Consider the following 11,698-nt stretch of genomic DNA (forward strand, 5'->3'; position numbering starts at 1 on the left):
TTCTTCTTATTATAGACATTTAATGCCGGAATGGGCAGGTCACAAGGGAACAGGTCCTGCACTTGGCCGGCGCCGGGCGCTGGCTGCATTTGGAAATACCAATAATGGCAGTGACTGATTTTCTTGGAAACAGCATGGAATGGTCCGTTACGGAAATACCGATCTGATCTGTTTCTATGATACGGGCAAACTCTTTCTGTGCCGTAACCGGCCAGTCCCCGTAGCCCGGGGAAAAGCGCCAGGCCGTTTTTTGCCCGTCTTTTTCCGCTTCTTTCTGAATGAGCCGGTCCACCTGGTCTGCCAGATGTTCCGTGGCCGTAGTTGCGGCGGCATCGAGAAGAAGCCCTTCCACATACCGGCCATTTCTGAAAGCATCATCAGAAGCTTTTTCTATTTCATCTCCCACAGTGACAGCCATGACGGCCACGGAGAAAGAGGAAGAAAGATGATGGCGGATGCTGTTTCCTGTCAGCAGGAGAGGCGATTTTCCCTGGACGATTCCTTTTTCCGGGTCGTAGGGGAGGACTTTCCAAATGCCCCTTGGCTCGGCAAGGGCCAGGGCTTCTTCAATGGCCTCATCCACCTTTTCTTTCGGGAAGTCAGGAGCCTTTGGATTCATGCCCGCGTAGCGGAGCATTTCTTTTCTGTCAATGGTAAACAATGTTCCATTATAGAAAGGCATATAACCTCCTTTGACAAATAAAAAAATCTTTCCTCCCAAAGGGACGAAAGATTCGTGTTACCACCCAATTTTATCTCTTCATTGCTGAAGAAACCTCTGTAGGTACGCCGGCACATGCCTTGATACTTGAGCGCTGTATCGGGCGCACCCGGGAGACTTCATGATTCGGCCATCCCTGCTCGGAGTCCATCTTCTGCAGAACCTTCCGCACCCTTTTTCACCACACGGGGCTCTCTTTGCCGGTCCTTTCCGCATACTCTTCTCTTCATCACAAATCTGTAATTAACTGAAACTATACCATAGATTGTGGTCACTGTCAATTCAGAGGGACAGATAGAAATTCAATTGACAGTGTATGTATAACAGGCATATTCATTCTGGCAGGTGAGCATCTATTACCTCTGAAAAATTGAGGACTTCCTTCAAATTGTGATATGATAAAAAGAAAAACATTTTTCATTATAAGGAGGATCATCATGATTGCCGGTGATATCAACCATCTGGATGCCTATAAAAAGCAGATTCCCTCATTTCTTCTTCTCTGCCTCGAGGCGGTGAAAGAATTTCCTTTTGCCGAAAAAAGAGATGGGAAATATGACATACTGGGCTGCCAGATGTCTGTAGAGTCTCCTTCCACGGAACCGAGGGAAGACAGGAAACTGGAAGGACACAGGAAATTCATCGATATCCAGTTTGAAATCAAAGGAAAGGAAGAATGGATCGGCGTCCATCCGGCTTCCGGAAAGGAAGAAATCATCGAGGCCCATGAGGACAGGGATCTTTATTTCTTCAAATCCGATGAAAAAGAATCAGCCATCTATTTCACCACCGGCCGCTTTGCCATTTTCTTCCCCGCCGATCTCCATCGTCCTCTCTGCATGGGAGAGAAGGGACCGGAAAAGCTGCGTAAAGCAGTCGTCAAGGTACCGGTGGACAGGATATAAAACAGGGGACAGAATTCAAAAAATTTTTTCTATCATTTTGGAGGTATTGTTTTACTATTTATATTGACTTAAAGTCAACTGTTTGCTAAAATAAGTAAGATTAAAAAGAGAGAATGGTTTCAAGGAGGAAGGGCTGACCTTCCCACTTTCTTTTGCAAGGGGGTACCTTATGAAATATAAGAAGATTGCAGCCGCAGTACTGGCGGCAGGATTGCTGTTTTCCGCCGCTGCCGTGACCGGAGGCTGTGGGTCATCCAAAAATGGGGCTGCTCAGCAGCAGGCCATGAAGGTGACCACATTCAAACCGTTCAGGTCCGATACGCCGATTATGCGTGAATATACCGGCTCCGTACTGGCTCTGCAGGAAGTGCCGGTACGGGCCAAGGTTTCCGGTACGGTAACGGAAAAGTTCATTTCCGGCGGTGAAAGAGTCACAGTCGGCCAGCCTCTTTTCCGTCTGGATACGAGAAACTATCAGTCCACTCTCGCCGCTGCCCAGGCACAGACTGCCCAGGCTGCTGCCAATTATGAAAATGCCAACCGTGATCTGGCCCGCTATGAAAAACTGATTGCCACCGGCGCCATTTCCCGTCAGGCTTATGACAGCCAGAAGGCGGCTACTGAAGCATACCGGGGAGTCCTGGAAGCTTCTCAGGCCCAGGTGGAAATTGCTTCCCACAACCTGAATGATACCATCGTGACAGCTCCTTTCAGCGGTACCCTTTCCATGGATGACGTAAACGTCGGAACTTTTGCCGCAGCCGGCACGACTCCGCTCGTCACGATTTCCAATTCGGATCCCATTTACGTGCAGTTTGATATGTCTGAAAATGAATACCTCTCCCTGAACAAAGATGGTAATGCCACCGGCAGGCTGGGGGATGCCCTGAAAATCCGCCTTTCCGACGGTTCCATTTATGGACACACCGGCAAGATCGTACAGGTCAATCCGACTTTGACCGGCGGCCAGCTCTCCCTCAAAGCTTCCTTCCCGAACCCGGATAACGTCCTTGTCCCGGGCATGTATGCAGCCCTTGTTTCTGATAATGAAATTGCAAAGAATTCCATCCTCGTTCCGACAAAGGCTCTGATCCAGCTCCTGGCCAAGGATATGCTTGACGTCGTAGTCGATGGAAAAGTAGCCCAGAAAGCCGTGAAGCTTGGTGGTACTTATGGTATTTATACCATCATCACCAGTGGTATTGATGAAAACGATGTCATTATCGTAGAAGGCCAGAATAAAGTCCAGGTAGGACAGCCTGTGGATCCAAGTGAAACTACGAAGGAAGCCCTCGAAGCGTCTGCTGCCGATTCCATCAAGGATCAGGGCGGCACGAAGGAATCACAGAAGTAAGGAGGGACTATGGCTAATTTCTTTATTAAACGTCCTATCTTCGCCATCGTTGTGGCACTGGTCATTTCCATTGCCGGTATTCTTTCCTGCTTCAGTCTTCCAATTGACCGTTATCCGAAAATCACGCCTCCCCAGGTTTCCGTAAGAGCAACCTATCCAGGCGCTGATGCAGAAGTCGTGGCCCAGACGGTGGCAGAAGTCATAGAAAAGAACGTCGTCGGTGTCGAAGGTTTCGACAGTATGTCTTCCTCCAGTAACTCCAACGGCAGTTACTCGCTGACCGTACAGTTCCTGACAGGTACGGACTCCGATATGGCAACGGTCCGTGTACAAAATGGCGTCACCGCATCTGACGCAGGTCTTCCGGAGACAGTTAGAGCGATCGGTGTTACTACCAGAAAGTCCTCCGGTGATATGGCTCTTGTAGTCAGCCTGATTTCACCAAATGGTACATACAACGATACGTTCCTTAAAAACTATTTCAGTATCAACTATCTGGACGAACTGAAGTCGATCAAGGGTGTCGGTACGGTTCAGGAATTCGGTTCCGATTATGCCATGCGCGTATGGCTTGACCCGACCCGGATGGCCCAGAACAATATGACTGCCGGCGAAGTCATTGCAGCCATCACGAGCCAGAACCAACAGATTGCAGCCGGTCATATCGGTGCGGCTCCGGTCACCAAGGATCAGCCTTTCCAGTATGTCATCACTGCCAAAGGCCGTCTCGTGACGGAAGCGGAATTCGGGGATATCGTTCTTCGGACCAACAGTGACGGCAGCCTTCTTCATCTGAAAGATGTGGCCAGAATCCAGCTGGCGGCAAAGGGATTTGACTTTATAGCCCGGGCCGGTGAAAAAGAAGCCGCTACCGTTGCCTTCTCCCTGACCGATGATGCCAATGCGGTAGAAACCATCGGTGCCATCAAGGCAAAACTGGCAGAAGATGCCAAGACTTTCCCCGATGACATGACTTACGTCATCAATGCGGATAATACGGATTTCATCTTCGCCTCTATCAATGAAGTTATTCATACTTTCGTAGAAGCTCTCGTTATTGTAGCAATCATTGTATATATCTTCCTGCAGAACTGGCGCTCTACCATCATCCCGATGATTGCCGTACCGGTATCTTTACTGGGTACCATTGCAGCTTTCAACGTCCTTGGTTTTACAATCAATACACTGACCCTCTTTGCCATGGTCCTGGCAATCGGGCTGGTCGTCGATGATGCTATCGTCGTCATTGAAGCCGTGGAATATGAAATGCGGTATAACAATCTGCAGCCGAGAGAAGCCACTGTCGCAGCCATGGCGAAGGTACAGAGCCCGGTAATCGGCGTCGCTGTCGTTCTGGCTGCCGTATTCGTGCCGGTTGCTTTCCTGGGCGGCATCATGGGTATCCTGTATAAACAGTTCGCCCTGACCATTGCGGTTTCCGTACTGCTTTCCGCATTCACCGCACTTTCCCTGACCCCTGCTCTCTGCGCAGGCCTCCTGAAACCGGCAAAGAAGAAAGCCGACAAAGGCCGGTTTGACCGCATGTGGGATAAATTCAATGATGGCTTTGACCATATGATTGAAGTGTATGGTGCTATCCTTGAAAAACTGGCTCATGCCATTGTGTTCCCGATTGGTACACTGGTAGTCCTCTTCGTGCTCGCAGCTTTCATGTTTATCAAACTGCCGACCGCATTTATTCCTCAGGAAGATAACGGGTATTTCCTCAATGCCTTCTCCCTGCCCGAAGGCTCTGCCAACGTCCGTACGGCCCAGTATGTCACGGAATTCCTGAATTTCATGAAGGAAGATCCTGCTGTAGATACGACCCAGGGTGTTGTAGGTTTTGATATTCTTTCCGATGGACAGAAACCAAATGCCGGCCTGTCTTTCATCAAGCTGAAACCCTGGGATGACCGCAAGGCTCCAAGTGAACAGATCAATGCCGTCATGGCCAAGGGCTTTGCCTTCAATGCCACCCATCCCGGCGTATCCCTGATGCCTCTGAACCCGTCTCCAATTCCGGGCCTTGGCAACTCCGGCGGTTTCTCTCTGTACATTCAGAATAAGAACGGCGATTCCAACGAAAACATGCAGGCCATTATCGGTGAATTCCTGGCTGCTGCCAACCAGCGTCCTGAAATCCAGATGGCTTACACCACGTTCCGTATGGATACTCCTTCTTATAATTTCAATATTGACCGTGAAAAAGCAGCCAGGAATGGTGTCAACGTGGGCGATATCTTCACAGCCCTTCAGGCTTACTATGGCTCTATCCAGGTCAACGATTTCACCACTTTCGGCCGTAACTACAAGGTTATCGTTCAGGCAGACACGGAATACCGTATGAGCGTGAATGACAACAAGTTCCTTACCGTTCGTGACAACAATGGCAATATGGTTCCGATTTCCAACTTCATTACCCCGAAGAGATCGAATGCCGTAGCTGTCATTACCCGTTATAACAACTTCCCGGCTGTCAAGATTGGCGGTAACCAGGCAGATGGTTATTCCTCCGGTCAGGCACTGGATGCGCTGGAAGAAGTGGCGAAACAGACTCTGCCGAATGGTTATTCTTATGCTTTCGCTGAATCTTCTGCACAGGAACGCGAAGCCGGCGGCAAGACAATTTATGCACTGGCCTTCGGTATGCTCTTCGTATTCCTGTCTCTGGCAGCCCTTTACGAAAGCTGGAAAGTCCCATTCTCGGTCATCCTTGGTATCCCGACCGGTTTCTTCGGTGCCTGCCTCGGTGCCTTTGCATTCAACGTTTACAACGATATTTATTTCCAGATCGGTCTTCTCACCATTATCGGCCTGGCCGCAAAGAACGCCATCCTGATCGTCGAATATGCGAAAGTCCGTACTGACGCGGGCATGGAAGTGGTCAAGGCATCCATCGAAGCATCGAAGATTCGTCTCCGCCCGATCCTGATGACCTCCTTCGCCTTCATCCTTGGTAACGTACCTCTGGCTCTCTCTACGGGCGCAGGTTCCAATTCCCGTTCCGAAATGGGTATTGCCGTCGTATTCGGCGTGCTCTCTGCCACCTTCTTCCAGGTATTCATTGTACCTATGCTTTACATCGTCATTGAACGAATCCATGGGTTCAAGAAACCAAGAAAGAATATAACAGTGGAAGAATAATATAAAAAGAACAGCTTCTCTCCGGAGAGGCTGTTCTTTTATGGAAACAGGTATGAAAAAGTTCTTTCTGTGATATGATGGACATGGGGTGAAGGGTTATGACTAAAAGCTGGAATCAAAAGGAAATCAAAATCATCCACTGCTTTGGAGACAGCCTGACGGCGGGCTTTGGCGTCCTTCCCGGACAGGGATGGGTGGAACTTCTGGATAAAAGAATACAGGGAATCTCTTTCTATAATCATGGTGCCTGCGGGGCAGGGGTGAGGGATATTTTTGACCTCATGGAAGGTTTTACGACCCGTCTCGGGAAAGCGGAAGGATTCTTTTTCATGGGCGGGATCAATGATATCCTTTGTGGTCTCCGCCTTGACGTACTGGAAAGGATTGTAGAGACAGAAGTTGGAAATATTTCAGAAAAAGTGCCCCTGACTTTGGGCATTCCCATTCCGGCTGCGGAGAAAAGCATTTACACCGGCTGGCAGCAGGAAGATTTCTTTGAGGCCAATCAGAAAGATCTCGAGAAGTATGGCGAATTCCTGAGGAGCCTGTCTGCCGGACTTTCCCTTCCGTTCATTGATTTTCAGAAATCTCTTCCGGCAGATGACCGTTATTATTCGGATGGCATTCATCCAAACCGCACCGGCTATGAACGCATGGCAGACTGTGCGGAAAAGCTTTGGAAATCGTGAGTCCCTTTTCTGAAACGGGTCCCATGGAAGCGGCCGATTTGGTATAATAAAGAATAATATCATTGAATTACGGGAGTGAACCCTATGAAAAAAATTCTTGTCACCGGCGGCGCCGGTTTTATTGGCTATCATCTGAGTAAAAAACTGCTGGAAAAAGGGTATGAAGTCATCGGCTTCGATAATATGAATGATTATTATGATCCGAAACTGAAGGAAGACCGCCTGGCAGACCTGAAAAGCCAAGGAGGCCCCTATACCTTTATCAAAGGCGACCTGGCTGACAAAGAGGCGGTGACGACAGTTTTTACTGCCTTTCATCCGGATATTGTGGTCAATCTAGCTGCCCAGGCAGGGGTACGCTACAGCATTGATCATCCCGATTCCTACATCCAGTCCAATATCGTTGGTTTCTTCCATATCCTCGAAGCCTGCCGTCATTACCCTGTGGAAAATCTTCTCTTTGCTTCCAGTTCTTCTGTTTATGGGAATCAGGAAAAAGTGCCTTTCTCCACCGATGATTTCGTGGACCATCCCATCAGCCTTTATGCGGCGACCAAGAAGTCCGACGAACTCATGGCCTACACCTATGCCCATCTCTATAAAATTCCGGCCACGGGGCTCCGCTTCTTTACCGTCTATGGACCTTTTGGACGTCCGGATATGGCTTATTTCAAGTTTACCAATAAAATTGTGAGAAATGAGACGATTCAGGTCTACAACAAGGGAGATATGCTTCGTGACTTCACCTATGTGGATGATATCGTAAACGGCATCTGCTGCATGCTGGAATCTCCGGCAAAGCCGAATCAGGATGGCGATCCTTACAAAGTCTATAATATCGGAAATAATCATCCTGTGCGGCTCATGAAATTCATTGAAATCCTTGAGGATGCCATCGGTAGAAAGGCAAAGAAGGAATTCCTGCCCATGCAGCCCGGCGACGTCTATCAGACCTATGCGGATATCAGCGAACTGGAAAAGGATTTCGGTTTCAAGCCTTCCACTTCGCTGGAAGAGGGACTGTCTCACTTCGCAGCCTGGTATAAAGACTATTACCATGTGAAATAACAGGTGTTACTATGAAGGTATTACTGGCCAACTTGCACAAATACGTGGGTTACAGCGGCGGCATTGAGCATGTCCTTTCCCGTATGGCTTCTGCCCTGAAAGACAGGAATTATGAGGTTTCCGTCGTCATGGCTGACGAAAAAGAAGGATATCCTTTCTATCCTCTGCCGGATGACGTCAGGCTGTACAATCTTTTCCATATGGAGGATATGAAAGCCATCCATGCCGGCACTTTTGACAAGATTATGCGCGAAGTGACTCGTGCCTTCAGTAAGGAAGGGGCAAGAAACAGGAATTATGAAATCCTCCTCAAGGGGAAGAAGGCGCTTCAGAAGGTGCTGGAAGAAACAGAACCGGATGTCATTGTTTCATTCCGCGAACCTACGGGCCGTCTTCTTCTGGATGGTATTTCCACAAAGATTCCTGTGATTTCCATGCTTCATAATGATCCGGATGAAATATTTCTTCATTCTCCGAAAGAGGAAAAAAATGCATTGAAAAAGAGCCGCTATATCCAGGCCCTCATGCCTTCCTTTATCGGTAAGGCGGAAAAGTACTTGGATTACGACCATTTCGTCTATATCCCCAATGCCGTCAATATCCCGGATCTCGTTGCAGATCCCGGTCAGGACAGGGACGTCCATGTGATTACCAATGTGGGAAGAGTCACGGGGCGTACGAAGCGCCAGCATCTTCTGGTGGAGGCTTTCAGTCTCATTGCGAAGGATTTCCCAAACTGGAAGGTACAAATCTGGGGGGATACCTATGACAAGGCCTATGTGACGGCCCTGAAAAGCCTCATTAAGAAAAAGGGCCTCACGGACCGGGTCTTCCTTAAAGGAACGACGAAGGATATGAAGGGCGTTTGGGAAGGGACGGATATCTTTGCCTTCCCCAGCCATCATGAGGGATTCCCGCTGGCTCTTTCTGAAGCCATGGGAGTCGGGATACCGGCAGTGGGCTATAAGACCTGTTCATCGGTGAATGAACTGATCAAAAGTGATGTAAACGGGTATCTTGTAGAGGAAGGACCAGAACCCTTCAGCAAGGCCCTTGCAGCTCTGATGAAGGATGAGAAGCTTCGGAGAAAGCTGGGGAAAGGGGCCAGGGAATCCATGGAGTCTTTCCACCCGGAAGTGGTGTGGAATTCCTGGGACAAGCTCCTTCAGAAAGCAGCAAAATGAAGAAAGACAGGAGAACCTATGCAGCAGGCTGGTGAAAATTTTTTAAAAAATGAAATCACTCATATCAAAGTTGCCGTCATTGGCGACCTTATGACGGATCGTTATATCACAGGGAAAGTAAACCGTATTTCCCCGGAAGCCCCGGTACCGGTGAATCTTGTCCAGTCACAGAGAGACGTATTGGGAGGGGCTGCCAATACGGCAGCGAACCTGGCGTCTCTTGGCTGCCTTGTCTATGCGGCGGGCATGAAAGGCAATGATGGCGATGGCGCCATTCTTTCTGAACTCCTTCAGAAGGCGGGCATCGATACGTCCGGTATCATTACGGACGATGCTTACCATACCACGGCCAAAATCCGTATTCTTGGCGCCCGGCAGCAGATGATGCGGCTGGATTATGAAGAAAAGAAATCGCCCTCGGAAGAGGAAACGGAAAAGCTCCTCGACTGGCTGGAAAATCTGCTTCGCCAGGGATTGGGCAGCATCGTGATTTCCGATTATGGCAAAGGCATGATTACGGATGCCCTTTCTGAGAAAATCATCAGTCTTGGGAAGAAATATTCGGTTCCTGTACTGGTGGATCCCAAAGGAAGCGACTGGACCAAGTATACCGGAGCCTATGGCATTACGCCCAATATCAAGGAAATATCGGACTGTTTGGGAAGGGATGTGCCTAATGAGGATGAGGCCATCCTGAAAGCGGGACAAGAGGTACGGGAGAAATTCCAGCTCACCCATCTCTTCGTGACCCGTTCGGAAAAGGGCATTACCTGCATTTCCGAAAATAAAGCCATTCATCGCGCTTCCGTGGCCCAGGACGTATTCGATGTGTCCGGAGCCGGAGATACGGTCATGGCAGTCATTGCGGCTTCATCGGCAGCCAAAATGGATATGGAGACTATCCTGGAGCTGGCCAATAAAGCGGCAGGCATTGCAGTTTCCAAAGTCGGGACCTACCAGGTGAAAAGGGATGAACTGATTCAGGCCTGGCTGGGACGGAGGAATGTACGCCTTTCCTACCTTCCCCTTTCCCTGGAAGAAGCGGAGGAAAAGGTAAAAAGGTGGAAAGCCCGTGGAGAAACGGTCGTCTTCACCAATGGCTGTTTTGATATCCTTCACCGGGGGCATATTACCTACCTCCAGCAGGCGGCCTCCCTGGGGCAGCATCTCATCATCGGTCTCAATTCAGACCGCTCCGTAAGGGCTTTGAAAGGTCCCGAAAGACCGGTGAACAATGAAGAAGACCGGAGTTTCATGCTGGCGGCGCTGCGCTGTGTGGATGAAGTGGTTATTTTTGATGAAGATACGCCGGAAGAACTTCTTTCCCATCTGAGACCGGATATCCTTGTCAAGGGCGGAGACTATAAAGTGGAAGAAGTGGCAGGACGGCAGTATGCGGGAAAAGTGGAAATCCTTCCATTCGTGGACGGCTATTCCACCACTTCCCTGATTCATAAGATACGTAAGGAACAGGCATGAGCGATTTAAAAGTACAGGCAGATTTGAAAAATAAGACAATCGTCATCATATACATGCTTTATTTCGGGGATATGGTCTCCATTACCCCTTTCCTTGAAGTGCTCCGGCGGGAAGCCAAAGGTTCAAAAATCATTCTCGTTATGGATGCCCGTTTCCTGGAGTCGGTCAAATACAATCCGGATATCGACGTCCTCATTCCTTTTGACCGTCATGGAAAGGAAAAAGGGCTGGCCGCCACCTGGAAAGTGGGGAAGAAGATCGGCGCTCTTCATCCGGATATCCTTCTCACCCTTCATGGGACTACAAGAAGCACCATGCTGGCCCTCGCCATGCATCCGAAGCACTGGGGCGGAGAAGCGGGTACGCGGATTGACCGGCTTTTTATGGACTGGCCCATGACCATTGAGACTTACAATTCCCATGCTGTGGACAAGTACCTCAAGGTGCTGGAGCGGCTGGGCGTGAAGGATCTTTCTCATCACGGCATGCGGACCTACATGTCTCCGGAATGGGAAAAGAAAGCGGATGAATTTTTTGCTTCTGAAGGCATTACGGAAAATGACCGCCTGGTGGGCCTTTCTGTGGGAAGCTCCACAAAGGAAAAGAACTGGCCAGCGAAAAATTACGGAAAAGTGGCAGACCATTTTGCCGAAAAAGGGATGATTCCTGTTTTCTTCGGAGTCCCTTCGGAGCGGCCCCTCATCGACGAAGCGGTTTCCGTGATGAAATCAAAGAAATATATCATTGCTGCCGGCCATTTTTCCATGGGGGAATTCATGGCCGCGGCGGGCCGCTGCAGTCTGGCCTTTACAAATGACAGCGGTCCCATGTATGTCTTTGACAGCCGGGGCGTGCCCACGATTGCCATGTTCGGTCCCAGCAATGCGAAATTCCATCATCCCCTGGGTCCCTGTTCGAAAGCCCTTTCTTCCTGGGACATGCCCATGGGACCGGAACATGTGAAAAAGACCATTGAATCCGGCAAATATACCCCCATTTCTGAAATTACCGTGAAAGAAGTCATTGAAGCGGGAGAAGAAGCATTAAGAAAGGCAGAAAAGCTGGAAAAATAACGCTTTGAGAGCTTTGTATTTCTTCCATAAAAAAGCAGTGAAGGCTTGTGCTTTCACTGCTTTTTTTATGGGGATAAA

Annotated in this window: 9 protein-coding genes; 8 read left to right on the plus strand and 1 reads right to left on the minus strand. The window is 49.3% G+C overall.

Features of this window, described 5'->3' with window-relative positions; translation table 11 throughout:
• Positions 1 to 19: 19 nt before the first annotated feature.
• Positions 20 to 682 (minus strand): methionine synthase, encoded by a 663-nt coding sequence (locus VZT47_RS07440; protein WP_330224338.1) that lies wholly within the window; start codon positions 680 to 682, stop codon positions 20 to 22.
• Positions 683 to 1,158: 476 nt separating this feature from the next.
• Here VZT47_RS07440 and VZT47_RS07445 point away from each other — a divergent pair, with 476 nt between their 5' ends.
• From VZT47_RS07445 to VZT47_RS07480, 8 genes are all read left to right on the plus strand, one after another.
• The gene (locus tag VZT47_RS07445; RefSeq protein WP_330224339.1) at positions 1,159 to 1,626 is read left to right on the plus strand and encodes a YhcH/YjgK/YiaL family protein; all 468 of its coding nucleotides are present in this window, start codon (positions 1,159 to 1,161) and stop codon (positions 1,624 to 1,626) included.
• Positions 1,627 to 1,795: 169 nt separating this feature from the next.
• The gene (locus VZT47_RS07450; protein ID WP_330224340.1) at positions 1,796 to 2,980 is read left to right on the plus strand and encodes an efflux RND transporter periplasmic adaptor subunit; all 1,185 of its coding nucleotides are present in this window, start codon (positions 1,796 to 1,798) and stop codon (positions 2,978 to 2,980) included.
• 9 nt (positions 2,981 to 2,989) lie between these two features.
• The gene (locus tag VZT47_RS07455) at positions 2,990 to 6,127 is read left to right on the plus strand and encodes an efflux RND transporter permease subunit (RefSeq protein WP_330224341.1); all 3,138 of its coding nucleotides are present in this window, start codon (positions 2,990 to 2,992) and stop codon (positions 6,125 to 6,127) included.
• A gap of 98 nt (positions 6,128 to 6,225) precedes the next feature.
• Entirely contained in the window at positions 6,226 to 6,816 is a 591-nt protein-coding gene (locus VZT47_RS07460; RefSeq protein WP_330224342.1) for an SGNH/GDSL hydrolase family protein, read from the plus strand.
• Between the two features lie 84 nt (positions 6,817 to 6,900).
• Complete coding sequence (locus VZT47_RS07465; RefSeq protein ID WP_330224343.1) at positions 6,901 to 7,884, plus strand: NAD-dependent epimerase; 984 nt, start codon at positions 6,901 to 6,903, stop codon at positions 7,882 to 7,884.
• Between the two features lie 11 nt (positions 7,885 to 7,895).
• Positions 7,896 to 9,068, plus strand: a complete 1,173-nt coding sequence (locus VZT47_RS07470; protein WP_330224344.1) for a glycosyltransferase — start codon at positions 7,896 to 7,898, stop codon at positions 9,066 to 9,068.
• 18 nt (positions 9,069 to 9,086) lie between these two features.
• Positions 9,087 to 10,547, plus strand: a complete 1,461-nt coding sequence (gene rfaE2 / locus VZT47_RS07475) for a D-glycero-beta-D-manno-heptose 1-phosphate adenylyltransferase (RefSeq protein WP_330224345.1) — start codon at positions 9,087 to 9,089, stop codon at positions 10,545 to 10,547.
• Complete coding sequence (locus VZT47_RS07480; RefSeq protein ID WP_330224346.1) at positions 10,544 to 11,620, plus strand: glycosyltransferase family 9 protein; 1,077 nt, start codon at positions 10,544 to 10,546, stop codon at positions 11,618 to 11,620. The genes rfaE2 and VZT47_RS07480 overlap by 4 nt, the downstream gene beginning before the upstream one ends.
• Positions 11,621 to 11,698 lie beyond the last annotated feature (78 nt).

It is taken from the genome of Dialister sp., assembly GCF_036343215.1.
GTDB lineage: Bacteria > Bacillota > Negativicutes > Veillonellales > Dialisteraceae > Dialister.